The sequence below is a fragment of the Haloarcula japonica DSM 6131 genome (assembly GCF_000336635.1).
In the GTDB taxonomy this organism is placed as follows: domain Archaea; phylum Halobacteriota; class Halobacteria; order Halobacteriales; family Haloarculaceae; genus Haloarcula; species Haloarcula japonica.
Map to the genome: position 1 here is coordinate 80391 of NZ_AOLY01000031.1, position 24159 is coordinate 104549.

Sequence of the window (24159 nt, forward strand, 5' to 3'; positions counted from 1 at the left end):
GCCGGCTCAGACCTGCCGGTAGGCCCCTAACCGCGTGCCATCGAGCAGGAACGCCTCGGCAGCCGCCATGCCCTCGGGCAGGAACGGTGCGAGGAACTCCTGCCCGTCGACGTTAACCCACGTCCCTCCGGAGCGGTCGTTAAACGCCGGGAAGACGACGATATCCGGCGCGTCCTCGACCGGCTGGCCGAACTGCTCGGAAAAGGGCGCACTCGCCAGCGAGCCGCGGAGCCAGGCCCGCTCCTTCTGGGCCCCGCCGACACTGTCCTCCAGTCGGACGACCGGGTGCTCGTGGCCCACACAGAGAACGTCTGCTCCGAGCACGTCCGGCGCGGGCCAAGTGTGGCCGTGGGCGAACCCGACCGGACCGATTCGGGTCCCGTGTCCCGGCGTCACCTCGATGTCGGCGTCGAAGTCGTTCAGGACCGACTCCAGGCTGCCGTCGTGGTTCCCCTTCACCAGCGTCACCGGCACCTCCAGCGCTTCGAACAGCGTTTCGAGTTCCGCCCGCTCGTCGTCGAACGGGTCGCCGATGGCGTGACCCAGGTCGCCGACGATCACCAGCCGGTCGGCGCGGGCACGGTTTAGACACGTCAGCAACTGCTCCCGGCGGTCCTCTGCGGCCGACTGGAGTTCGACGCCCTCGTATCTGAGCCCCGCCTCGATGCCGGCGTGGTAGTCCGCGACCGCCAGCAGTCGCTCCCCGTCGGCGTCGACTGTCGCGGCTGGCACGCCGGGAAGCGGTTCGACACGCATCGCTCCTGTGTTGGCCGTCAGGCGAGAAAAGCACCGCGGCTCGGTTCCAGATCGATCTCGGAACCGGCTGTGCGCCGTCGTTCGTTTATATCGGTTTGAGCTTGCCGTCGTCGGGCTCGTAACACCGACCGCCCATCAGGGCGTCCTGAATGGCATCGTCCACCGCATCGGCGTCGGCCCCGTAGCGGTCGACGACCGCCGCCAGCAGTTCCTCGCGGTCGGCCCCGCTGCCGTCGTCGAGTTCGTCCATGACCTCCATCACGGCGTCTTCGAGGTCCACGTCCTCGGCCGGCTCCGCGTCGCCGTCGTCCGCCCCGTCACTTTCGGATGTGGGTTCTGTGTCCGTTTCCGTCTCGGATTGGGTCGTTTCAGATTCTGACGCCGGTGCCGTCTCTTCTTCCGGTTCGGGCTCTGGCTCCGGCGTCGCCTCCGTCGTGGGCTCCGTTTCCGGCTCACTCTCTGCCGACGTGCCCGCGTCCGCCTCGGCGGGCACCTCCTCGTCGGGGTCCGGCGTCTCGATGCCGGCCTCGCCGGGTTCGTTGACCTCCGTACCGGTCTGGAAATCGGTGCCGTACTCCTGCTCGATCTCCTCTCGCTCGTCCTCGTCCAGTTCGAACTCCGGATCGAACTCGCCAAGGTCGTCGTCCGCGTCCGTCGTCGCCGTGTCGCTGTCCGTTGCCGTCGACGTAGCTGTCTCTGGCTCGGTGGAAGTGGCGTCGGAATTGCTCACATCCAGCGACTCGCTGCTCGCATCGACGCCGGTGTCGGACGACGGCTCCGGCTCACTTGCTGACGCAGCCGCAGTCGATGTTTCGGGTTCGCTGTCCGCCGTTTCGGTTCCGGAGGCTGAACTCGTCTCCGAGGCCGTCGGTTCCGCATCGGTTGTCGTTTCAGCCGTGGCGTCCTCGGACGCCGTCCCGGTCGTCGGCCCGTCGGCTCCGATATCCGTGGCCGTGTCGCTCCCGGTCTGCTCGGTCACTGACTCGTCAGCCGTCGTCTCCGCCGCCGGTTCGCTGGCTCCTGACTCCGTTGCCGGTGCGTCAGCCGTCTCCGTGCCTCCCTCGTCCGCCGTCGTCTCCGGCGTGGAAACGTCAGTATCGAGGTCGAGGGAGGAAAGTAGCGGTATCGGGTCGTCGGTCCCGTCGCCCGGCGACAGCGACAGCCCCTCCGCTTCGTCCGTGTCGCCAGCGACGACGCGAGCGGCGTCGAGCGCCGTTGTTCGGAGCGCGTCGAGGTAGTCGCCGGTGGTGCCGTAGTGATCCAGCGCGAGCGTGATTCCGGTCGCGGCGCTCTCGTCGATGCCCTGGTCCAGCAGCGCGAGCCTGAGTTCGTCGCCGGTCAGGCCGGCCTGCTTCGCGCTGGCCATCCGGCCGATGCGCGAGACGGTCTGTTCGGCGGCCTGCACGACCCAGCGGTCGCGCGTGTCCGCGTCGACTTCGCTGATACTCTCGGGCCGCACCGAGGTGAACACCCTGTCGCTGTCGTCGGGCTGGAAGGTGCGGGCCTTGCCCGTGACGGCGACGAACATCGGCGGGTCGGCGGCTTCGAGGAAGGCCAACTCGTCGGGCTGGTACTGGCCGGCGTAGATGACGAACGGGCCGGTCGGGTCCACGACACGGGCGCGCAGCACGTCGTCGTTGACCTGTTCGAGTTCGGTGAGGACGCCGACGAGGAACAGGCGATTGACCCGCGCACCGGTCGGCGTGACGACGTAGTTCGGGGCGCGCTCCTCGTCGGACTCCGAGTACGAGAAGTCGGCGTCGTCGAACTCCGCGGCGAACAGCCGATGGGCGACCTCCCGACGGCCGGGGCCGCTGTCGCCGGACTCGCTCATGTATCTGCCTCCTGTAGGAGGGTCCGCGCACGCGTTGCGGGGTCGTCGTCGGCCTCGGCGAAGGTCGAGGCAGTGAGGTTCGCACCGTACTCGTCGACCGACAGCGACCCGCGGACCACGTACTCGCGGCCGACGATGCGGTCGCTGATGCGCTCAGCAACGACTTCCTTATCCATTTCGTCGCGAGCGTGCTCGCGGGCGTCGTCGAGGTCGCCGCCGTACACCCGGGCGGTGAGTTCGTCGTCGAGCACCGCGGTGACGGTGTCGGTCCCGTCGTCGAGGATGGCCTTCGTCCGCAGGTCGTCCTCGCCGTCGACCGCGCCGTGGGAGCGGCACTGGCCGTTCTGAATGACGCGGCCACACTCCGGACAGCGCTCGATGAGGCCGGAGCCGTCCCGCACCTCGATGACGTTGCCGGCCAGTTCCACGTCGAACAGGCCGCCGCTCTCGACGGCCTCGCGGATGGACATCCGGGGTGCCGATTCGGCGACCTCGACCGTGCGGTCCAGCGCGGTCACCGTGGAGAACTCGGAGACGTTCACTGACGGCGCGCCGCGGAACTCGCGGACGAACGTCTCTTCGAGGCGCACGGACGCCCCTTCCTCGATCTCGTCGTGGGGCTCCCAGTCGGTGAACGGAAGGCGGCCGCTCTCGTCGCCGAGGACGCCGCTGAGAATCGTCGTCTCGCCGTCGCGGCCGTCGATGACCTTCTGTTCGCATTCCAGCACCTGCACCTCGACGGTGATCCCACGGTCGCCCGGTGCGAGGTCCTGTAGCGCAGCGCGGCCGCCGACCTCGTAGTCGATGTCGAGGGTCTCGTCGACGACTTCGGGGTTGGTGCTGTCGCCCAGATTAAGCTCCGGCTGGCCGTCCCACTCGCGGACGCCGGCGTTGCCGAGCCGGACGGTCTGGCCGGGCTGGAGTTCGCCCGAGAAACCGTCCCAGGCAGTGTAGGATATCTTCCCCGTCTCGTCGGCGAGTTCGCCCTCGCGGATGACGTGCTGTTCCCCGTTGTACTGGATGGACCGGCGGCCCGACGTGAGCACCACGGCCGTAACTGTCACGTTCGAGTCGTCGGTCGAGACCTCGTTGATGGCCTTGCTCGACGGCGTGCCGTCGCCGCCCGAGCCGCCGTCCCCGTACTTCCGCCTGAGGCTCTGCTTGGCCTCGTCCATCGGGACGGAGTAGTTCACGAGGTTTTCCAGGTCGCGTGTGACCTCCTCTTTGTCAACACCGAGGTCGGAGGCGAGCTCCTCGGCATGGTCTTCGAGAGACATCGACCGACGGTTCGACGGGAGCACTCAAAAGCGTTTTCGGCCGGCCCTGTGCGACACGGTGGTTCACACCTGGGCAAAATCGCCCACAATTCTTATTTGTGATACTGTAATCTCTCAGGATATGAGCGCTGACTGTGTTGGGACGTTTCAAACGGCCAAAAAGTCCGTTATTGGGGATAGTCGGCTAGTCGGTGAGCGTGGTATCGAACGCAATAACGAAAGCAGCCTCTCGGGGGCCTGACTATGGGCAGTATGTTCGGGTCGAAGCCGTCGGAGGCACACGTCATCTGGCGGAGCGGTCGGAACAACGACGGCAAGAAGAAGTTCGATTTCGAGTATCTGGAGCTGTGGGCCGCCCACTTCGGCGTCGACTTCGAGCAGTGGACCCGCGTCGACCACGACCGTGCGGACGAACCCCGCGAGCAGTTCGCCTGTGTGTTCCGCTGGTCGAAAAGCGGCGGGCAGGAACTCTCCATCGGCGACAAGGAGTGGACGATGGGTTCACAGCGCAAGCCTCGGACGTTCCTCGAAATCGACGAGGAAGGGCTGGTCAGACTCCGGGGCTGGACCACTGAAACGACGCTTGACGTCGAAGAACTGGTGCTGAAAAAGACGGTGCTGAAGCTGAAAACTACCGACGGCACGGTAAAGAAACTCGACGTCCGAAAGCTCTCGAAGCGCCCTGAGACGACCTCCACCTGAACGTAACCCAAAAGCCGTTTGACGTATCGCCGGCACGAACGAGTATGCACGTCGTCGTCAACGCCGCCATGAGTGCCGACGGGAAACTCTCTTCCCGCCGCCGCGAACAGATCGCCATCTCCGGCCCGGACGATTTCGACCGCGTCGATCAGCTCCGAGCCGACAGCGACGCTGTGATGGTCGGTGTCGGCACGATTCTCGCCGACGACCCCTCGCTGACGGTCGACGACGCCGACCGTCGCGCTGCCCGGGCCGACCGCGGCGACCCGGAAAACCCAGCGCGCGTCATTGCCGACTCGCGTATCCGTACGCCACCGGACGCCACAGTGCTTGACGGCCGCGCACAGACCTACCTCCTCGTCAGCGAGGCCGCCCCGCCGGACTTTATCGAAGAGATGGAAGACGCCGGCGCGTACGTTATCGCTGCCGGGCAAGACCGGGTCGATCTGACGACGACGCTCGCGAAGCTAGAAGGCGACGGGATCGACCAGCTCATGGTCGAAGGCGGCGGCGAACTCATCTTCGGCCTGTTAGAGGAGGCGCTGGTCGATGAGCTATTCGTTTACATCGGTCCGAAAGTCATCGGCGGCCGCGACGCGCCGACGCTGGCCGATGGCGACGGCTTCATCGAGGACTTCCCGGAGCCGGAGCTGGCCGGCGTCGAACGAGTCGACGACGGCGTGGTACTTCACTGGGAGTTCTGAGAACTGGCCGGCAGAATTAGTGGTCGTGGCCGGTCAGCTCGGCGAAGGACTGGCCGAAGCGCTCCTCGAACAACTCGCTGGTCTCCTCTTCGAGCGCGACGATCTGCTCGTCCGGCTCGCCCTGTGCGTGGTGGACAGCGCTGTGAATCCGCTGGGTCATGCCGAACATCGCGATGTCGCCGACGACCTGCGGGTCCGTCTCGTCCGGTGACTCGCGGAGGATATCCACGAGTTCGCTCGGGACTGTGAGTTCGTCGGTCTCTTCGCCGTCGTCGATAGTCAGCGTGACAGTGTCGGTTGCCATGCCATCGATTCCGGGGGCTATCCTAAAGGGTCTGTGGATGTGGGAACGGGGAAGCAGGTGCCTTAGTCGTCGGCTTCCACAGTGGCTTCGGACCCCGCCTCGGCTGCGGCCTCGGCCTGTGATTCGAGGTACTCGTCGGCGTCGATAGCAGCCTTACAGCCCATCCCAGCGGCGGTGACGGCCTGTTGATAGTGGTAGTCGACCACGTCGCCGGCACCGAAGATACCGTTCACGTCGGTTGCGGTCTGGTCGCCGCCGGTGCCGCCGTGGGTCTGGATGTAGCCGGTGTCGTCCAGTTCGACACCGGTGTCTTCGAGATAGTCGGTGTTCGGGGTATGGCCGATAGCGATGAAGACTGCTCCGACGTCGAAGTCGAAGGTTTCGGTCCCGTCGTCGTCGAGCTTCTCGCTGGGATGACCCTCGTCGTTCCGTGCGAGAGTGACGTGGTCGACCCCGTCCTCGGGGGAGCCGTGCATTTCCAGCAGTTCGGTGTTGCGCATGATCTCGATTTCACCTTCGTCGACCTTCTGCTGGACGCGGTCGATCCAGTAGTCCTCTGCGCGGAACTCCTCGCGGCGGTGTGCGATGTAGACGGTGTCGGCGAACTTCGTGAGGAAGTGGGCCTCTTCCATGGCCGCGTCGCCGCCGCCGACAACGAGCATGTCCTCGCCGCGGAAGAACGCGCCGTCGCAGGTCGCACACGTCGAGACGCCGTAGCCCATCAGCTCGTCCTCGCCGGGGACGCCCAGCGTCCGGGCGCTGGCTCCGGACGCGGCGATGAAGGCGTCACAGGTGTAGACGTCGCCGTTCGACAGTTCAACGCGGAACGGCCGTTCGCTGTCGTCGATATCGGCGACGATACCGTGTTCGAGTTCAGCGCCGAAGCGCTGTGCCTGCTCTTTCATATTGTTGATGAGGTCCGGACCGGAGAGACCCTCCGGGAAACCGGGGAAGTTCTCCACTTCGCTGGTCAGCGTGAGCTGCCCGCCGGGTTCGTCGCCTTCCAGAACGAGCGGATCGTTGTTGCTTCTGGCGGCGTAGATGGCCGCTGTCAGTCCCGCTGCGCCCGTGCCAGCGACGATGAGTCGTCGGTGTTCGACCGATTCTGTCATTAGCCAAGTTAGACTACCGGGCCGTATTTAGCTTGTGTTGTCGTGCGCCGAACTCGAACCGTGGCGACACGCTTAGGCCGCTGCCGCCACTCGCTGGGGGTATGGCCGCCGATCTCGAAGAGAAGACCGACCGCTACGAGGGACTGCTCGCGGAGGCACTTGACGCGGCATCAGTCGCACCCCCTGAAGGGACGCCAATGCACGACGCGGCCCTGGACTGTGAGGAGATGGCGGCGTCATATCTGAAAGATGGGCGTCACTTTAGAGACGACGACGACCTCGTGAACGCGCTGGCGTCGTTCTCGTACGGGCACGCGTGGCTGGACGCAGGCGCACGCATCGGCCTGTTCGACGTGCCGACCGAGGGACACCTATTTACGGTCTGAAACTATGGTCGAATTTGGGTCCCAGTTCGGAAACCGATTAAGTGTCAACAATCCTCTGACTCGCATGGGTTTCCATGAAACGGACCAGACGCGGTGTCCTACGGAGTATCGGTGCCGGAACAGCGGTCGCAGTCGGTGGCGTCAGTACCGTGAGTGCCGCGCCGCCGAGAGACGGCGAGACGATTGCTGACATTGCCTCGAATGACGGCCGATTCAAGATTTTGGTTGCGGCACTGGATGAAGCAGACCTTGTGGAGACGCTCGACGGAAACAGACAACTGACAGTGTTTGCGCCAACCGATGCGTCGTTCGACAACTTGCTGAGTGACTTAGGTATTAGCAAGGAGCAGCTGTTGAACCGAGACGACCTCGCGGAAATCCTTACGTACCACGTTGCGCCGGGCCGCCGTGACGCCGAATCGGTCACCACCTCCGACGAGGTGCCGACACTGAACGGAGCGAAAATATATGTCGATGGGACTGTTCTCAACGGCGGCCAGGCCAAAATCTTCGAGACGAACATCGAAGCCTCGAATGGATACATCCACGCGATCAACGGCGACAACGTCGATGGCGCCGGTGTCTTGCTCCCATAGGCCGGGGCACACTACAGTCTGCGTGGTCATGACAACTGACCGGAACGGCTCTCTCCCGATGTCTACCTACCCCTTGCTCCGCCGGATCGACCCAATCCCCGTCACTTCCGCTGATGTCTGGCTGCCCCGGTTTCGGTCGTAGGCAGCTATCATGGATTCGGCCAGAGGATATACGTGTGACCGGAGAGATAGGTTCGCTGATGGAGGGTGTCCTCTGGTACGTTCTCTCCGGGACCCGTGGGGGGCCAAACAGAGCCCGTATCCTCAGGGCCCTCAAGCGACGGCCCCGGAATGCCAACCAACTGGCGGAGGACCTCAACCTTGACTACAAAACTGTCCGGCACCACCTCGACGTGCTGTTGGACAACGGCGTCGTTGACAACACCGGCGGCGACTACGGTTCAGTCTACATGTTGACAGACAGGACCGAACAGTACTGGGACACCATTGAGGAAATTATCGCGGAGATCGAGTGACAATGGCTGAAAGCAAGAACGGAGTTTTACCACGAGCCGGCATAGGGGGGCACAGATGGCAGTCTGGATGACCGCGGCGAGTGTCGCCTCCGCGCTTAATATAGCTGTGCTGCTGGTGCTGCTGTCAGTCTGGGCCCGGAACTACCTAGCGGTACGCTCAAAACACGCGCTGGGACTGACCGTCTTCGGCCTCCTGTTGCTCGCCGAGAACTGCCTGTCCGTCTACTATTATGTCCTTGATCCGGAGGTCGCCGTGTTGTTGCGAAGCGCCGCCCCCGTCGCCGGCCGCGCGATGACGTTTGTCGCGATACTGGAACTCGGTGGACTACTGTTTCTGGCGTGGATTTCGCTCGACTGAGCAGTCACCACGATACCCCTCAGACGGGGGCTGTCGCTGCATGAATGTATGTATCTGGTGCGTAATTCTAACCAAGCTGTATCGACTGGTAACATCGCTTTTTATATCTCATCACTCCCCCACGATGTGCGGAACCACACTGTGACTCCCGCTGACCCGGTAATTCCGGGACCCATTCGCCGTTCTCACCAGAGTGACTGTCACAGTGTGAGGGATGGCCGTTCAGCAGGGCACCGACAGAGTCACGCGGCGTTGCAGTCCCCCGATTGTGCGGTACGCACGGCTGGTGGCAGTAACCGCCAACGTTATATACCTCTTCACCAGGTCATGTTATACCCTATCACTCCGCTGTCCCGCGGTTCGGTCCGAAACACGGCGAAAGATTTATATACTTTACGGACTAACTATAGGGTAAGACAAATCCCCAAACAGTCTTAAAATTTCTGCACCCGGCAGAACAGGACTTCCAATCATGAGTGAATCAACAACGCGGACAAGCACACGAGAACGAGACGAGCAAATCACCGAATCGACAGAGCAGGAGGCTGTAGAGACCTGCCCCGAATGTAGTGGGAACGTCGTTACGGACACTGAGCACGGCGAAACAGTCTGTGAAGACTGTGGGCTGGTCGTCGAGGAAGACGAGATCGACCACGGACCGGAGTGGCGGGCGTTCAACTCCGCAGAGAAGGACCGCAAATCCCGCGTCGGCGCGCCGACGACGAACATGATGCACGACAAGGGCCTCTCGACGAACATCGGCTGGCAGAACAAGGACGCCTACGGGCGCTCCCTCTCCAGCGAGCAGCGCCAGAAGATGCAGCGGCTCCGGACTTGGAACGAGCGGTTCCGGACCCGTGACTCCAAGGAGCGCAATCTCAAGCAGGCGCTTGGCGAGATCGACCGGATGGCCTCTGCACTGGGGCTCCCCCAGAACGTCCGCGAGACATCCAGCGTCATCTATCGCCGCGCGCTCGGTGACGACCTGCTTCCGGGTCGCTCCATTGAGGGCGTCGCCACGTCCGCGCTCTACGCGGCCGCCCGTATGGCCGGGAATCCCCGGTCGCTGGACGAGATGGCCCGCGTCTCCCGCGTCGAAAAGATGGAACTCACGCGGACCTACCGCTACATCGTCCGAGAACTCAGCCTCGAAGTCCAGCCGGCGGACCCGGAACACTACCTCCCGCGGTTCATCTCCGACCTCGGACTCAGCGAGGAGACCCAGCGACAGGCCCGCGACCTCGTCGAAGGTGCTCGTCAATCGGGGATGCTTTCGGGCAAATCGCCAGTCGGCATCGCCGCTGCGGCCGTCTACGCCGCCGCGTTGCTGACCAACGAGAAGGTCACACAGAGTCAGGTCAGCGACGTCGCTGACATCTCTGAAGTGACTATTCGAAACCGCTACAAGGAACTCCTCGAAGCCGAAGACCTTCCGGCCTGACGCCCGGGTGAAGGCAGACTAATGGGGAGACGACAAGGCTTTTTATCATTGGCTATGTGTGTGAGTAACATACATGGAGGAAGCGTACGTGCGATTGCTCTGTCCTGAGTGTAAGAAAGACTGGGAATCGACGCCGACAGATTTGCCGCGACACGACACGACGTTCCACTGCCCGAACTGTCACGCGAGCCATCGGCTCGCTGTTTTCACCCGCACGGAAAACGACTTGCAGACGCTGAAAGGACTGCAGTAACTACTCGCTCGTCGCCGAGCGTGCGCCACACGCCTCACAGCGGAGCAACAGCGCACCCTGTTCCCGTTCCAGTTGCGTGTCCGGCAGTCCACACTCCGAGCAGAGCACGAACTCGTCGACGTACTCGTCGATGGACGCCTGGATACGGTCGGCATCGAACTCACCGGTCAGTCGTGCTCGATCGCTCTCGTCGATGTGGCCGCTTGTCCCGAGGTCGTTCTGGAGGAACTTCATCACGTGATCGTCCTCGCGTCCGAGCCGGGAACACGTCGACTGGAAGTTCTCGTAGACGGTGACGTTCCCTTCCTGCCGGACGTCCGGATCGGGGACCTCGAACCGATCGCTTGTACCGTCGATCTCGGGCGTCTCCTCCATCGCCCGGTCGAGCATATCGTCGTATTCCATACTCCTACGTCACAGAGCGGTCAACAAAAACTTTTCATACGGATTGTTGGGGCGATTTACCGGTCCGGGTCGACCTCAAGGCTGGGACTATCCGGAAGTGATCCACAACAATCCGTATCAGCCAGTGGTCGTCCGCTATCGCCAGGCTGTAAGTGTACAGGTCTCGTCCGCTACCATCGAAATCCAGGTGTCATCGTGGGCAATATCGGCGATGACGAACCGCTGCTGGCCGTCGACATCGTCGACAGCACACATCACATCAGACGCAGTTCCCGACCGACGGGTGGGACGTTCAACCTCGTAAGACACAATTGTTCATCTAGGATGTGCGGTAATGAATGTGTCGTACTCGTTTCGTCTTTTGATACTCCGAAATCCGACCGCTTACGCAACAAAACACCTTGAGTATTGCTATTGCCGTTGTGAGTATCAAGGTCGATTCGACAATCGACGGTGCTCTCAGCCGGAGACAGCCGTTCTGAATTACCACGAAACGTGCCGGAACTGTCAGGGGGCGAGGCGGTTCTTGCGCCCCTTCATCTCCCGCTCGTAGTACTCGAAGGTCTTGGGACACCAGTCGGCGGCCAGGTCGAGCATCTCCTCGGTCATCTCCCGAATCTCCCACTGTGCGTCCGCCGCGGCTCGCATATCCGCGACATGCATCAGCATCCGGGCGTTCATCGACATCACGATGTTCACCTTGGTGCCGATAGGCAGCACGAACCGGGCGTCTTCCGGCGGCATTCCGAGTTCAAGGAGTTCCTGATACGATTCGACCGCCTGCTCAATGGTGTCTTTGAATATCTCCGTACGTTCTTCGAACTCCTCGTCCGAGACGCTGGCCTTCTGCTGATTCCGGCCGATCCAGTCCGGGTCCGTCGCGGACGGCGGCGTCACGACCAGCTCCCCCTCACGGACGGCTTCGGGGTCCACGTCGTCGAAGGAGACGTACCGCATCGACTGCACGTCGAAGGAGACGTGCCGGTGACGGGTGATTTGGGCCATACAGGAGCGGGAAACGCCTTCCACGGCGAAGGTGGCCTGTGCGTGTTCGAAGGGGCCGAAGTGGCCGTGGTCGAGCAGATGCCCGATGAGCGTCTCCTTTTTATCGTCGAGGGTGTCGCCGTCGACCTCAGCCATCGTCGCTTCGAACGACTGGCTGCCGACTGAGGTGTCGCTGTAGTCGTTGCGTGCTGCCTTGCAGATGAGATCCTCGGGGTCGTCTGTGGCTTCGAGCAGCTTTACGTCCATATCGGGTGGGTGAACCGGAGCGGCAAAATACTTCCTTCCCGGACCGACAGGGCGTTCGGACCACCTGTGGATGGCTCCGTGCTTAGATATCCTGCCAGTCGGTCGGCTCGCCGGCGAGGCCGAGCACGCGGGCCTCGCGGCCGCCGCCCTCGGCGTCGCGCACGTCGATCATTCCGTCGAACGCCTGCTTGATGACCTGCAGGGTCTGGTCGTCATGGGCTCCCGAATCGATGGTGAACACGCCGATGTAGCCCGCGGAGTCCAGCCGCGAGGACAGCACGTGACAGAACTTGAACACGGTCTTCTTGTCCGTGTACGTCAGCATCGTCGACAGCGAGACGAGGGCCAGACGGCCCTGTTCGTTGCCGGCGTTGTGCAGCCCCTCCAGTGCTTTCGTGATGCCGATACCGATGCCGGTGAGATCACCGGGTGAAGAGACGTGGTGTGTGTGTGCGTTGCCGATTGCCTCCTCGTCCGTGCCACCCTCGCCGCGACAGTCGATGACGCCGAGCTGGGAGTCGTCGAGGTCGGGCACGAGCGACCGGAACTCCTCGACGACGCTGCCCGCGCCGTCACCGGTCGTCACGACCACCGCGCCGTCACCCTTGTCCAACCCGTCGGCGAGAATATCGTATGCGAGTCGTTCCTTCCCGCTCATTGCTGGGCCGGAGATCAGGATGCTAGACCCTGGCCGGACCTCACTGAGCGCATCGAACTCTAGTACTGAGGTGAGATCATACATTGTTTGTCGCTCAGTTGTCTTCATCGTCGCTCAGTCCGCGAAGCGTTGCGATGAAATCGGAGTCGTCTTCGATGCCACCGAGTGTCTCCGAGAGGTCGTCTCGCATCTCCGTGACTCTCTGGGTTAGTTCGTCGTACTGACCGCTCTCCGCCAGCTCTGCGCTCGACTTCGTCGCTTCAAGCGTCGCCTGCTTCTCGACGAGTGCGTAGTACTCCTGCAGCAGGGAGTCGTACTCGGAGCGGTCGAGCAGATTGTCGACCGTCTCGTGGAGCTGTTCGCTCCGGATCGGCTTCGAGAGGTATGCATCAAAGCCCATCTCCAGAATATCGAAATCCGGCTCGACGGCGGTGACCATCGCCACCCGGCAGCCAAGGTCACGCTCGCGAATGCGCTCAAGCACTTCATCCCCGGAGAGGCCGGGCATCATCCGGTCGAGCAGCACGACGTCGACATCCGCGTCCAGTTGCTCCAGGCCCTCGTCGCCGTTCTGTGCCATGCGGACCTCGTACTCCTGTTGTAGCCACAGTTTGTACGTCTCGGCAACATCTGGTTCGTCTTCGACGATAAGCACCACAGGTAGGTCCGAATCTGACATAATGTTCTACTATCCCCCGTTTGCATATCCACGTACATAGCCCTGTGGGTGCGGGCGTGTAGCGCGTCTCGGCCGGTGACAGAACGATACCCACATCCGGGGCGACAGTCAATAGGCGGGTAATGATTCGAAATCTCGCCCGTGGGCAACAGGCCTTCACGAGCAACGTGTTCCTCGTCACCGGGGACCGAACCGTGCTGGTGGACGTCGGCAACGAGTTCGACGTGGTGTCGGCTGTCGAAGAGCAGGTCGACGGCATCGACGCTGTCGCCGTCACCCACACCCACTACGACCACGTCGAGAACCTCGACAGCGTCGTCGACGCCTTCGACGTGCCGGTATACGGCTACGACACAGAGCAGGACGGAATCGAACACGCTATCGACGACGACGAGACGATACAGTTGGGCGACCACGACTACCGGGCGCTGCACACGCCCGGCCACAAGAACGACCATCTCTGCTTCTACTCGGATGACGCCGGCGTCCTGTTCGCCGGCGACCTCGTGTTCGCCAACGGGAGCTTCGGCCGGACGGACCTCGATGAGGGTAACCGGGACCTGCTCGTCGACAGCATCGAGCGGGTGCTGTCGGTCGTCGACGAGGACCTACAGGAGATGCATACCGGTCACGGACCGAGCGTTACCGACGCGCCGTATCAGGACATCGAACTGGCGCTACAAGCTGCGAAGTTCTGAGGCCGGCTCAGCGCACAGTTTTCAGTCGAACGCACAGGCCAGTAGCGCATCGTAGGCGTGGTCGTACGCACCGGCGACAGCCGCCGGGTCACTGCGCTGCTCGCTGTCGAGCGCGGGGAGTCGTACTGCCGCGACCTGCTCGATGAGGTCGACGACGTTTGGCACCCGTTCTTCCAGTTGTCCGTCACCGGGGCCGCCGGTGGCGATCTGACAGGCCTTGGTGTACCTGTCGCCGTCGTAGATACGCGCTCGGCCCGGTTCGACGATGGCCACGGCGTCCGGTTCGATGCCCGACAGCGGTCGGGCCACGTCGCCATAGGACTCGACGACTGCCCGGTCCGTCGCTTCGATATCTGCTGCGAGCGACTCCAGTGCTTCGACGTGCATCACCCGCATCAGGTCATTGAAATCGGCGACTGAGGTGACCCGTGGCGCGTTAGCAAGTGGGAGTCGTTCAGAAACGGACTCTGGAATGTCGACGGTCCCGTTGACGACGTACTCGACGCCCGTCTCGGAACTCGGGTGGCCGACCCGGTCGACGACGAACTGCTGGTTTTCCTTGCCGAGCAGCCCCGTCTCGGCCCCCGGCGAGGGGTGCCAGAGGCGGTGAATCGGGTTGATCTCTTCCGGTGCGACATCGCTCGGCGACGCGGCCGCGAGGCGCTTTGCGTCCTTACCGTACAGCCGCCCTTCGTTCGTCGCTCGCTGATAGTCGTCGTGGTCGAACCAGTAGTTGTTGCCCGCTCTGGGCTTGAACCCCTGGGCGCTGGTCCGTTCCAGCAGGCCGACGCTGAACGTGGTCTTGCCCGCGTCGACGCGGTCACTGCCGGCGACGAGGAGCTTCATGACTCGGCGAGACCGTACAGCCCGACAACGTCGTCGTCCTGGGGGTCGGCTATCACGAGGTCGTCCTGATTGAAGATCATCCACGGGATCGCCCAGTCGATGAACACCGATTCGTTCGCCTCGCTGAGTTCGGCATCAGCCGGGAGGCCCTGCAGGAGGCGGGCGATTTCTGGGATGGTGTACAGTTTGTCGGCATCGAGAATATCGGCGGGTTCGTGGAGCTCGAACGACAGTATCTCGTCGAACTCCTGCTTGTCTACAGGCATACCCGCCGATATGCCGAGCGAGTGGGTAAATCCCTCGAACTGGCCGGAACCCATTTACTCGCTGGGCCGGATTGTTCAGTAATGGCCACGCTGCTCGTTGCGTACGCCTTTTTTCTGCTTGTCGTGGCCGTTGTCCTCGGGACGCTTTCGGTGTACGCGTGGAACCGGCGTGACTCTCCCGGCGGGACCGCACTCGCGGTTCTGCTTGCCGGGCTCTCGATCTGGAACCTCTGTGTCGCGGCCGGTGTCTTGACGCGCGGGACAGAGTTGGCGCTGCGTTTCGCGTACGGCGTGTTCGTCGGCGTGATGCCCGCGATAGCCGGCCTGTTCGTGTTCGCGCTGGCCTACACTGACCGCGACCGCTATCTCGGCTGGCGGACCGTCGCGTTACTGTCTGTCGAACCCCTCGTGTTCTTTGCGGCACTGTTTGGCGGCCCCGATGGTTTGATATACCGGATTTCCGGCCCTACAGACGCTGCGATGTACGGCTGGGGGATTACAGTTGGGCCTGTTTTCTGGGGACATCTGGTGTACTCCTACGCACTCATCGCCGTGTCGAGTGCGCTCATCATCCACTACGCACTCGTCTCCGGCGATCTGTACCGGAAGCAGATGTACGCCGTTCTGCTGGCCATCGTGCTCCCGTGGTTCGGGAGCGTCGTCAGCATCTTCGGCGACACCGGCATCGAACTCACACCGCTGTTGCTGGCGGGAACCGGAATCACTCTCACGTGGGCGTTCTTCAGGGGACGACTGCTGGACATCTCGCCGGTCGCCTATCGAGAGGTCGTCGAGTCGCTCAACAGCACCGTGTTCGTCGTCGACACGAACGATACGATAATCGAAGCCAACGACGCTGGCCGCCGCCTGCTCGGAGACGAAACTATCGTCGGGCAATCCGTCGAGGACGCGCTCGACACGTCGCCCGCGCTACTCGAAAAGTACCGCGGTCTGAACGACGATGCCGAGGAAACGCAGGCCGTCATCGAACAGAGCGACCGGTTTTTCGACGTCCAGCTCACTCCGCTGCATGACGCCCGTGACGCGCTGGTCGGGCACGTCTTTCTCGTCCACGAGATCACTGAGCAGAAACAGCGGGAGCGAGAGCTCGAACGCCGAAACCAGCAGCTCGACCAGTTCGCCGCCGTCCTCTCACACGACCTTCGGAACCCGCTGAACGTAGCTTCGGGCCGACTGGCGCTGGCCCGGGAACGGAACGACCCCGAGGAGTTCGACCGCGTCGAAGCGGCCCACGACCGGATGAGTAGCCTCATCGACGAGGTGCTCGCCTTCGCCCGCGATGAGAAGACAACAGACCGGGTCGAGCTACAGCTTTCGGCGCTGGCGAAGGCGGCCTGGGGCCACGTTGACACCGGAGCGGCGACCCTGCGAATCGACGGCGATAGGGAGATCACCGGCGACCGCGACCAGCTTCTCCAACTGTTCGAGAACGTGTTTCGGAACAGCGTGGAGCACGGCTCCACGAACCGGTCGTCCAATGGAGTCAAGTCCGACGCGGCGGTGACGATACGTGTCGACGCCACCCCGGACGGGTTCACAATCAGTGACGACGGTCCCGGTGTGCCGCCCGAGGAACGGGAGGAGATATTCACGCACGGCGTCACCAGTTCCGAGTCGGGAACCGGTCTCGGACTGGCCATCGTCCAGCACGTCGTCGAGTCCCACGGGTGGGACGTCGAGATGAGGGAGAGTCGATCCGGCGGCGCAAAACTCGTTATTTCAGGGCTCGAAACAAGGCCGACACAGCTGTCTGAGACCCCGTCCTAAGCAGTCGACAGTATAAGGCCCGCCCGACCGTGAACCCCGATATGGCTGACGACGATCACATCGAGGCGTTGCTCGCCCGACTGTCCCGCACACAGAAACTCGCCCTCGTCCGCGGCGCGGCCGATCCGGAGGGAACGGCGACGGGGTACCTGCCGGGGGTCGAAGCGGCCGGCATTCCGCCGTTTCGCCTTGTCGACGGGCCGCTGGGCATCCGGGCAGAGGGACAGCGTGCGACTGCTTTTCCGGCATCGATTGCGACCGCGGCGACGTTCGACACCGACTTGGCTCGGCGACAGGGCGCGGCGATGGGCCGCGAAGCGACGGCGCTCGGCCAGGACGCGCTGCTCGCGCCGGGCGTGAACATCATCCGGGTTCCACAGTGCGGTCGTAACTTCGAATATCTCTCCGAAGACCCCGTCCACGCCGGCGCTGTCGGCGCTGGCCTCGTCGACGGCATCCAGTCCGCGGACGTCGTCGCCACGGTGAAACACTTCGTCGCTAACAACCAGGAGACACACCGTACCACCGTCAGCGCCGAGGTGGACGAGCGGACGCTTCGGGAGCTGTATCTCCCACCGTTCCGCGCGGCCGTCGACGCCGGCGTCGGGTCAGTGATGACGGCGTACAACCGAGTCAACGGCACGCACATGAGTGACCACGAGCGCCTCGTCGGCGACGTGCTCAAAGGCGAGTGGGAGTTCGACGGCTACGTCGTTTCGGACTGGTATGGGCTGGAGAGTACCGTCGGCGCGGCGAACGCAGGTATGGACGTGGAGATGCCCGGGGTGGCGGCCCCCGGAGCAGCGGACGCCGCCGACAGCGACACCGCGGATGACGGCGAAGATTTCGAGTGGCCCGACGGCATCCCGGACGCGACGCATGCGGGCCTGTTCGGCGACCCGTTGGCCGATGCCATCGACAGCGGCGAGGTTCCGGCTGCACGCCTTGACGACATGGTCCGGCGGGTTCTCGGACAGATAGACCGATTCGGACGACTGGATGGCGACCAGACTGCTGTCGAAGACGGTGAAAGCGACGATCAGGCGGGCGAACTCGACAGCCAGCGCCACCGTGATATCGCTGCGGACGTGGCGGCCCGCGGGACCGTGCTGCTGGACAACGATGGCGTCCTGCCGCTGGCTGACGGAGCGGACGTGGCTGTCATCGGCCCGAACATCGACGAGCCGAAACTGGGGGGCGGGGGCTCTTCCGAAACGACACCGGTCCACTCGGTCACACCAGTCGAGGGAATCGAATCCCGTGCCGAGGGCGCAGTCACGACAGCGTTCGGCGTCCCGCAGATAGAGTCCGTTTCGCTGTTCGACCTCCTGCCGTTCGTCGGCGAGGACGACGAGGCCGACGGTTCGGCCGAGGACACCACCCGACGGGAGCCGTCGCTCGACGACGCCGTCGACGCGGCCGCGGCAGCCGATGTCGCCGTCGTGTTCGTGCGCGACGCGACGACTGAGGCGCGGGACCGGAACACGCTTGCACTGCCGGGCCGGCAAGACGAACTCGTCTCGGCCGTCGCCGCAGTCAACGAGAACACCGTCGTCGTCGTCCGCTCTGGCGGCCCCGTGGAACTCCCGTGGCGCGAGGACGTGGCCGCGGTCCTCGAACAGTGGTACCCCGGGCAGGCGGACGGCGACGCGGCGGCCGCTGTCCTCTATGGCGACCGCGACCCGAGCGGTCGGCTCCCGGTCACCTTCGCCCCGCAGAGCGAGTACCCTACCGTGGGGGCCGAACGCCGTTACCCCGGTGTCGACGATGAAGTCTACTACGACGAGGGCGTGTTCGTCGGCTACAGACACTTCGACGACGCAGACACGGACCCGACCTATCCGTTCGGCCACGGCCACTCGTATGCGACGTTCGAATACGGCGATGCCGAAACCACGGGCGACCAGACTGTCGCAGTCCCCGTTGAGAACGTTGCCGACAGGCCGGGCCGGGAGGTCGTCCAGGCCTATGTTCGGCCGCCGTCCGTGGCTGGCGTCGACCGGCCACAGCGCGAACTCGCCGGGTTCGAGGCCGTGCAGCTGGACGCCGGCGAACGACGGACGGTGGAACTGGCGCTGGACGACCTGGCGTTCTCGCGGTACGGCCCGGACGCCGGCTGGACGGTCGATACCGGGGCCTACACCGTCGAGATCGGCCGGTCCTCGCGTGACATCCGGACGACCGCGTCGGTGGACCGCTAGGACAGCCGCCCTTTCGACTGAAACAGCGGTTCGTCCGCTGGAACGCGCCTGAATAGGGAAATCTCCGGCCGGGGATTTCAAGCCCCCTGAATACATATAGCCAGTCATGAGTCAGACGCTCGAAACCATGGAGCCGAATCCGGTGTGGGTCGAAGACGCCTACGCCGACACCGTCGATGTCCTCACGCGCTACGCTGACGAGTTCGAGTACAAGATCTGGGGCGGCGACTGGTGTAAGGACTGCCGGGCACAGCTCCCCGACTTCGGGGCGGCCCTGAAAGCTGCTGGCGTACCCGACGGGCAGGTCAACCACTACCCTGTCGAGAAGGAAGACGACGGCTCGAAGACCGGACCGGAGGTCGAGGCGTACGACATCGAACTCATCCCGACGGTCGTTGTCGAACACAACGGCGAGGAGATCGCCCGATTCGTCGAGGAAGAGCCGGTTCCTATCGCTGTGTATCTCGCCGACAAAATCGAAGCCGCGATGGCGTAATCTTATTCCGAGTCGTCAGTTGTCGCGCCCCAGTTTAGGGCCGTCCCGAGGACGTGTTTCGGCGGCGAACAGGCGAAGTTCCGGCAGGCGTACACCGTCGGTTTGCCGTCTATCTGCTCGCGGCCGGCCCAGATCGGCGGCGACTCGTCCAGTTCCAGCGCGTCGAGCCACTGCTCGAAGCGGCCCTCGTCGGCTGGTCGGTGAGCCAGCAGGCGGCGCGGGACGTACCGCTCGGCGAGGGTCTCCGTCCACTCGCTCGGGTAGTCAGACCGGTCGCCGACCAGCGTAAGTTCCAACGCGCCCTGCTCATAGGTGTCCGTCGCTAGCGTGAGCGATGCGTGCTGGAGCGGGTTCGAGGAGACGCGGTCGGCGTGGGTCCGGATGACCCGCTCGGCGACTTCCTCGAAGCGGTCGTCATCGCTGAAATGGGATAGCGACAGCAGGAGGTCGACGGCGACGCCGGTACTGGAGGGGGTTGACTGGTCGGTGAGTTCCTGGGGACGGGCGACCAACGATTCGCCGCCGGTCGGGGTAAAGAAGAGCGTGCCCTGCTCGTCGTCCCAGAACGCCTCCGTGATGGCCTGGCCGAGGTCCATCGCGAACGCGAGGTGCTCCACGTCGCCGGTCGCCTCGAACAGTGTCAGCGCGCCGCGGCCGAGAAACGCGTAGTCCTCCAGGTAGCCGTCGATGGCCACGTCGCCGTCCTTGTACCGGCGGTTGAGCCGGTTTTCATCCTCGTTCCACAGGTGCTCTCGGACGAACGAGAGGGCGTCGGCGGCCACGTCAGCATACTGGTCGTCGAGCACAATCGCGCCCTCGGCGAGCGTCCGGATCATCAGCCCGTTCCAGCCGGCCAGCACCTTCTCGTCGCGAGCTGGTCGCGGGCGCTCTGTGCGGGCCTCGAACGTCTGGTTCAGGGCGCGCTGGAGGCTGGCCGTGATTTTGTCTTCGCTCTGATCGTACTCCTCGGCCAGCACAGATACCGGCTTCCGGACGGCGAGCACGGTCGCGCCTTCGAAGTTACCCCGCGCCGTGACGCCGAAGTAGTCACAGAAAATCTCGGCGTCCGTCTCGTCGTCGACAGCGTCGCGGACCTGCTCGGGCGTCCAGACGTAGAACAGCCCTTCCTCCGTCTCGCCTTCAGGCTCATCTATCGGCGCACTTTCGGCATCCAGCGTGCTGAAAAAGCCTCCGTCGGGGTGTTGCAGCTCGCGCTGGACGAACTCGAAGGTCTCCCGAACGACCGAGGCGTAGCGCTCCGACCCGATGGCCTGGTAGCCGGCGAGGAAGGCCCGCGGGATCTCGGCGTTGTCGTACAGCATCTTCTCGAAGTGCGGCACAGCCCACTGCTGGTCCGTCGCGTAGCGGTGGAAGCCGCCGCCGACGTGGTCGTACAGCCCCCGGTCAGCCATCACGTCCAGCGTCTCCTCGACGACGTTCAGGTAGTCCTCTTGGCCACCGTCAGCATGAGCCCGCAACAGCGCGTGCAGCCGCCCGTTCTGGGGGAACTTCGGCCCGCCGGAGCCCCAGCCGCCGTCCTGTCGGTCGGCCCCGCGGTGGGCAATCGTCCCGGCGGTCTGGATGATATCTTCGGCTGGGTCCTCGGGGTCGGCCGGCGTCGCTTCGAGGTCGCTCTCGATGGCCTCAGTCCACTGCCGGGCGCGGTTCTCCATCTCCTCGCGCTGCTCGGGGTCCGACCACGAGTCCGCCAGACGCTGAAGCAGGTCGCCAAAGCCCGGCTGACCGCGCTTCTCCTCGGGCGGGAAGTACGTCCCGACGTAGAACGGTTCGCCCTCCGGCGTGAGCCAGGCCGACAGCGGCCAGCCACCGCCGCCGGTCACCTGCTGGCAGATGCTCATGTACACCGAATCGAGGTCCGGGCGCTCTTCGCGGTCGACCTTTATCGGGACGAAGTCCTCGTTGAGTTGTTCGGCGATGGCCTCGTCCTCGAAGCTCTCTTCCTCCATGACGTGACACCAGTGACACGCCGCGTAGCCAATCGAGAGGAAGATGGGTACGTCCCGCTCCTTGGCGGCCTCCAGGGCCGTCTCGTCCCAGGGTTGCCAGTTGACGGGATTGTCCGCGTGCTGGCGGAGATACGGGCTCTCCGCCTCGTCGAGTCGGTTTCGGGCTGTCGGGTCCGTGGCGTCGCTCATACCCGTGGCTGGGAGCGCCGCGGTGAAAAGGAACGCGACGCCGGCAGCGAAACCTCACTCGCCGGCCAGCCGGATTCCACGAGCGATGACGTACATGAGGACGACACCGGCTCCGACGGCGAGGATGAAATTACCGAGCAGGGCCAGTACTGCACCCAGTGCGGAGTTTTCCGCGCCGAAGAGCACGATGGCATAGAGCGGGAGGCTCCCAGCGACGAACACGCCGATGAGCTTCGCAAGTGGAACGGCCTCCGAGAGTATCTGGGTCGTGTCTATCTCATCTGTCGCGGGATCGATGAATGGGCGGGGAGGGGACATGTACCCGTGTGTCAGACGGTCGGGTGAAGTAGCTCCCGGTCTCCGTCCGGCGGACCGTACACGACGGCGCTCCCGGCATGGAAACGACCGTCGTAGTCAACGAGAACCGGAGAAAAGACAATACTTAGGTGAAAGCCAATCCGGCCTTCGAGTATGACAGAGACAGTGCTGCTCGTGGGTGGCGGCGGCCGGGAACACGCGATTGCGCGCTCGCTCGCGGACTCGCCGGGAGAGCTGTACGCCTGTGCCAGCAACCGGAATCCGGGCATCGTCGCCCTCGCCGACGGCTTCGAGGCACTGGATACGACTAATCCGAAGGCAGTAACGACCTATGCTCGAGAGGTCGACGCCACACTTGCGGTCATCGGCCCCGAGGCGGCCCTCGCCGCTGGGGTCGCCGACGCGCTGGACGACGCCGGGGTCTACACCTTCGGGCCACGGGAGCAGGAGGCTCGCATCGAGACGGACAAGGCGTTCCAGCGGCGGTTCATGCGGGAACACGACATCCCCGGCTGTCCGGACTTCGAGACGTTCGAGGACATGGACGCCGCCTGCCAGTACATCGACGAGTACGACGGCGACCTCGCGGTCAAGCCCGCCGGCCTCACCGGCGGTAAGGGCGTCCGGGTCATCGGCGACCAGTGTACCGCTGAGGAAGCCAAGGAGTACCTCCGGAGCTCCGACTACGACCGCGTCGTCCTCGAAGAACGCCTCGTCGGCGAGGAGTTCACCGTCCAGGCCTTCGTCGCTAACGGCCAACTGCGGGTCACGCCGGCGGTGCAGGACCACAAGCGCGCCTACGAGGGCGACGAGGGGCCGAACACCGGCGGGATGGGAAGCTACTCCGATTCCAGCCTCCACCTCCCGTTCATGGACGAGGACGACTACATGGACGCCGTCGATGTGCTCCGGGCGACCGTTGAGGCGCTCGACGGCTACAAGGGCGTTCTCTACGGGCAGTTCATGCTCACCGAGACCGGGCCGCGGGTCGTGGAGTTCAACGCCCGCTTCGGCGACCCTGAAGCGATGAACACGCTGCCGGTGCTCAACACGGACTTCCTCGACGTGCTGACCGCCGCCCGTGACGACGATCCCCTGCCACAGCTCTCCTTCCGCCCGATGGCGACCGTCTGCAAGTACGCTGTCCCCGACGGCTACCCGACCGATCCCGACGCCGGGGCGAAGGTGACCATCGACGACGACGTCATCGCGGAGGTCGTCGCGGAGCACCGCGAACAGTCCGCTGATGACGCGGAGACAGCCCCTGAAGCGCTGCTGTTCTACGCCAGCGTCGACGACCGCGAGGACGGCATCTACACGACCACCTCCCGGTCCTATGCCGTTGTTGGCCTGGCAGAGACGATTAGCGACGCGGAGGCCGTCGCGGAGAAAGCACTGGAGCGGGCCGGCACGGAGGGGCTTCGGGTCCGTCACGATATCGGCAAAGCCGACCTCGTTCAGCAGCGTATCAACCATATGGACGATATTCGCGGCGGCGCGGACTGAGTGTGCGGCATCGGAGCCGCCGGGTTTGAGTACCGCGGCCCCGTACGAGACGGACGTGAGTGGTCCACGACATGACCGGCTGCGCCAGCACCCGACGCCCGGCCCGCACAACTCGCTGTTCCCGTGGCCGGACGCCAAACACCCGCTCCAGGTGATGGTCAACTACGTCGTCATTCTCGTTTGTCGCATCTCGCCGAGCCTCCGGCTCAAGAACTGGCTGCTATCGCGGCTCGGTGTCACCGTCGGCGACGGCGTCGCTTGGGGGCTGGAGTCGACGCCGGACGTGTTCTGGCCCGAACTCATCACCGTCGAGGACCACGCCATCATCGGCTACGACGCGACGCTGCTTTGTCACGAGTTTCTGCAGGACGAGTACCGGACCGGCGAGGTTGTCGTCGGCGAACGGGCGATGATCGGTGCGGGCGCGATTGTGCTGCCCGGCGTCGAGATCGGCGCGGGCGCACAGGTCGCCGCCAACTCGCTTGTAACTGACGATGTACCGCCGGAGACAACGGTCGCCGGCGTCCCGGCCGAACCGCTGAGTTCCGACAAACAGGCGGCCGAGCGAACGTAACCAGTCAGCTCCGGATACGGACGATGCCCGCGTTGAACACGCGCTTGTTCGGGATGATGTACTCCTCGCCGTCGCTCTCGATGCGCGTGACGAGGATGTCGACCTCCTGGACGATACC

The 24159-nt window shown here is 64.1% G+C and carries 29 protein-coding genes; 14 read left to right on the top strand and 15 right to left on the bottom strand.

All coding sequences use genetic code 11. The features are described 5' to 3' along the window. Positions 1-6: 6 nt before the first annotated feature. The 3 genes from C444_RS09265 to C444_RS09275 all read right to left on the bottom strand — a co-directional run bounded on the left by C444_RS09265 (position 7) and on the right by C444_RS09275 (position 3867). Complete coding sequence (locus C444_RS09265) at positions 7-756, bottom strand: metallophosphoesterase (protein WP_004592483.1); 750 nt, start codon at positions 754-756, stop codon at positions 7-9. 85 nt (positions 757-841) lie between these two features. Continuing rightward, a complete protein-coding gene (locus C444_RS09270; protein ID WP_004592484.1) occupies positions 842-2590 on the bottom strand; it encodes a hypothetical protein in 1749 nt (582 codons plus the stop codon). Continuing rightward, on the bottom strand, positions 2587-3867 hold the full coding sequence (locus tag C444_RS09275; RefSeq protein ID WP_004592485.1) for a Single-stranded DNA binding protein: 1281 nt from the start codon (positions 3865-3867) through the stop codon (positions 2587-2589). The genes C444_RS09270 and C444_RS09275 overlap by 4 nt, the downstream gene beginning before the upstream one ends. A 243-nt stretch (positions 3868-4110) precedes the next feature. Between C444_RS09275 and C444_RS09280 the strand changes: the two genes are divergently transcribed. Beyond that, complete coding sequence (locus C444_RS09280; protein ID WP_004592486.1) at positions 4111-4569, top strand: hypothetical protein; 459 nt, start codon at positions 4111-4113, stop codon at positions 4567-4569. 44 nt (positions 4570-4613) lie between these two features. Next, entirely contained in the window at positions 4614-5273 is a 660-nt protein-coding gene (locus C444_RS09285) for a 2,5-diamino-6-(ribosylamino)-4(3H)-pyrimidinone 5'-phosphate reductase (protein ID WP_004592487.1), read from the top strand. A 16-nt stretch (positions 5274-5289) separates the two neighbouring features. On the opposite strand, the gene C444_RS09290 is transcribed toward C444_RS09285, so the two are convergent. Together C444_RS09290 and C444_RS09295 are read right to left on the bottom strand one after the other, a co-directional pair. Continuing rightward, complete coding sequence (locus tag C444_RS09290; protein WP_004592488.1) at positions 5290-5577, bottom strand: DUF7545 family protein; 288 nt, start codon at positions 5575-5577, stop codon at positions 5290-5292. Between the two features lie 62 nt (positions 5578-5639). Continuing rightward, on the bottom strand, positions 5640-6689 hold the full coding sequence (locus C444_RS09295) for an NAD(P)/FAD-dependent oxidoreductase (RefSeq protein WP_004592489.1): 1050 nt from the start codon (positions 6687-6689) through the stop codon (positions 5640-5642). Between the two features lie 101 nt (positions 6690-6790). On the opposite strand from C444_RS09295, the gene C444_RS09300 reads away from it, so the two are divergent. The 6 genes from C444_RS09300 (at position 6791) to C444_RS09325 (ending at position 10199) form a co-directional block, all read left to right on the top strand. Beyond that, complete coding sequence (locus C444_RS09300; RefSeq protein ID WP_004592490.1) at positions 6791-7075, top strand: DUF357 domain-containing protein; 285 nt, start codon at positions 6791-6793, stop codon at positions 7073-7075. A 74-nt stretch (positions 7076-7149) separates the two neighbouring features. Continuing rightward, on the top strand, positions 7150-7671 hold the full coding sequence (locus C444_RS09305; protein ID WP_004592491.1) for a fasciclin domain-containing protein: 522 nt from the start codon (positions 7150-7152) through the stop codon (positions 7669-7671). A gap of 200 nt (positions 7672-7871) precedes the next feature. Beyond that, positions 7872-8147 (top strand): winged helix-turn-helix domain-containing protein, encoded by a 276-nt coding sequence (locus tag C444_RS09310; protein WP_004592492.1) that lies wholly within the window; start codon positions 7872-7874, stop codon positions 8145-8147. A 55-nt stretch (positions 8148-8202) separates the two neighbouring features. Continuing rightward, complete coding sequence (locus tag C444_RS09315) at positions 8203-8505, top strand: hypothetical protein (RefSeq protein ID WP_004592493.1); 303 nt, start codon at positions 8203-8205, stop codon at positions 8503-8505. 472 nt (positions 8506-8977) lie between these two features. After that, positions 8978-9946, top strand: a complete 969-nt coding sequence (locus C444_RS09320; protein ID WP_004592494.1) for a transcription initiation factor IIB — start codon at positions 8978-8980, stop codon at positions 9944-9946. Between the two features lie 73 nt (positions 9947-10019). After that, a complete protein-coding gene (locus tag C444_RS09325) occupies positions 10020-10199 on the top strand; it encodes a DUF7836 family putative zinc-binding protein (protein ID WP_004515550.1) in 180 nt (59 codons plus the stop codon). Here C444_RS09325 and C444_RS09330 read toward each other — a convergent pair whose 3' ends face one another. From C444_RS09330 to C444_RS09345, 5 genes are all read right to left on the bottom strand, one after another. Continuing rightward, a complete protein-coding gene (locus C444_RS09330) occupies positions 10200-10604 on the bottom strand; it encodes a translation initiation factor IF-2 subunit beta (protein WP_004592495.1) in 405 nt (134 codons plus the stop codon). It abuts the gene before it with no gap. 135 nt (positions 10605-10739) lie between these two features. Then, the gene (locus C444_RS22320) at positions 10740-10913 is read right to left on the bottom strand and encodes a DUF7556 family protein (RefSeq protein WP_154021034.1); all 174 of its coding nucleotides are present in this window, start codon (positions 10911-10913) and stop codon (positions 10740-10742) included. Between the two features lie 198 nt (positions 10914-11111). After that, complete coding sequence (thyX, locus tag C444_RS09335; protein ID WP_004592496.1) at positions 11112-11855, bottom strand: FAD-dependent thymidylate synthase; 744 nt, start codon at positions 11853-11855, stop codon at positions 11112-11114. An 82-nt stretch (positions 11856-11937) separates the two neighbouring features. After that, positions 11938-12597, bottom strand: a complete 660-nt coding sequence (locus C444_RS09340) for an RAD55 family ATPase (protein WP_004592497.1) — start codon at positions 12595-12597, stop codon at positions 11938-11940. Between the two features lie 10 nt (positions 12598-12607). Then, on the bottom strand, positions 12608-13192 hold the full coding sequence (locus C444_RS09345; RefSeq protein WP_004592498.1) for a response regulator transcription factor: 585 nt from the start codon (positions 13190-13192) through the stop codon (positions 12608-12610). Between the two features lie 122 nt (positions 13193-13314). Here C444_RS09345 and C444_RS09350 point away from each other — a divergent pair, with 122 nt between their 5' ends. Further along, entirely contained in the window at positions 13315-13890 is a 576-nt protein-coding gene (locus C444_RS09350) for an MBL fold metallo-hydrolase (RefSeq protein ID WP_004592499.1), read from the top strand. Positions 13891-13911: 21 nt separating this feature from the next. Here C444_RS09350 and C444_RS09355 read toward each other — a convergent pair whose 3' ends face one another. After that, the gene (locus C444_RS09355; protein WP_004592500.1) at positions 13912-14736 is read right to left on the bottom strand and encodes a hypothetical protein; all 825 of its coding nucleotides are present in this window, start codon (positions 14734-14736) and stop codon (positions 13912-13914) included. Continuing rightward, positions 14733-15056, bottom strand: coding sequence for a DUF5827 family protein (locus C444_RS09360; RefSeq protein ID WP_004592501.1), 324 nt, complete (start codon positions 15054-15056; stop codon positions 14733-14735). Before C444_RS09360 ends, C444_RS09355 begins: the two co-directional genes overlap by 4 nt. A 27-nt stretch (positions 15057-15083) precedes the next feature. Here C444_RS09360 and C444_RS09365 point away from each other — a divergent pair, with 27 nt between their 5' ends. The 3 genes from C444_RS09365 (at position 15084) to C444_RS09375 (ending at position 19487) form a co-directional block, all read left to right on the top strand. Then, positions 15084-16790: a histidine kinase N-terminal 7TM domain-containing protein gene (locus tag C444_RS09365; RefSeq protein WP_004592502.1), complete on the top strand. Its 1707-nt coding sequence runs from the start codon at positions 15084-15086 to the stop codon at positions 16788-16790. Between the two features lie 41 nt (positions 16791-16831). Next, positions 16832-18991 carry a beta-glucosidase gene (locus C444_RS09370; protein WP_004592503.1) on the top strand — a complete coding sequence of 720 codons (2160 nt, stop codon included), beginning with the start codon at positions 16832-16834 and terminating at the stop codon, positions 18989-18991. Between the two features lie 106 nt (positions 18992-19097). After that, positions 19098-19487: a thioredoxin family protein gene (locus C444_RS09375; protein ID WP_004592504.1), complete on the top strand. Its 390-nt coding sequence runs from the start codon at positions 19098-19100 to the stop codon at positions 19485-19487. 2 nt (positions 19488-19489) lie between these two features. On the opposite strand, the gene C444_RS09380 is transcribed toward C444_RS09375, so the two are convergent. Both C444_RS09380 and C444_RS09385 read right to left on the bottom strand, forming a co-directional pair. Then, positions 19490-21643 carry a thioredoxin domain-containing protein gene (locus tag C444_RS09380; protein ID WP_004592505.1) on the bottom strand — a complete coding sequence of 718 codons (2154 nt, stop codon included), beginning with the start codon at positions 21641-21643 and terminating at the stop codon, positions 19490-19492. 54 nt (positions 21644-21697) lie between these two features. Beyond that, positions 21698-21961, bottom strand: coding sequence for a hypothetical protein (locus tag C444_RS09385; protein WP_004592506.1), 264 nt, complete (start codon positions 21959-21961; stop codon positions 21698-21700). A 153-nt stretch (positions 21962-22114) separates the two neighbouring features. Here C444_RS09385 and purD point away from each other — a divergent pair, with 153 nt between their 5' ends. Together purD and C444_RS09395 are read left to right on the top strand one after the other, a co-directional pair. Next, positions 22115-23467, top strand: coding sequence for a phosphoribosylamine--glycine ligase (purD, locus tag C444_RS09390; protein ID WP_004592507.1), 1353 nt, complete (start codon positions 22115-22117; stop codon positions 23465-23467). Positions 23468-23492: 25 nt separating this feature from the next. After that, positions 23493-24041 (top strand): acyltransferase, encoded by a 549-nt coding sequence (locus C444_RS09395; protein ID WP_004592508.1) that lies wholly within the window; start codon positions 23493-23495, stop codon positions 24039-24041. A gap of 4 nt (positions 24042-24045) precedes the next feature. Here C444_RS09395 and C444_RS22760 read toward each other — a convergent pair. Continuing rightward, positions 24046-24159: mechanosensitive ion channel domain-containing protein (locus C444_RS22760; RefSeq protein WP_004592509.1), on the bottom strand; the 114-nt coding region annotated here is incomplete at its 5' end.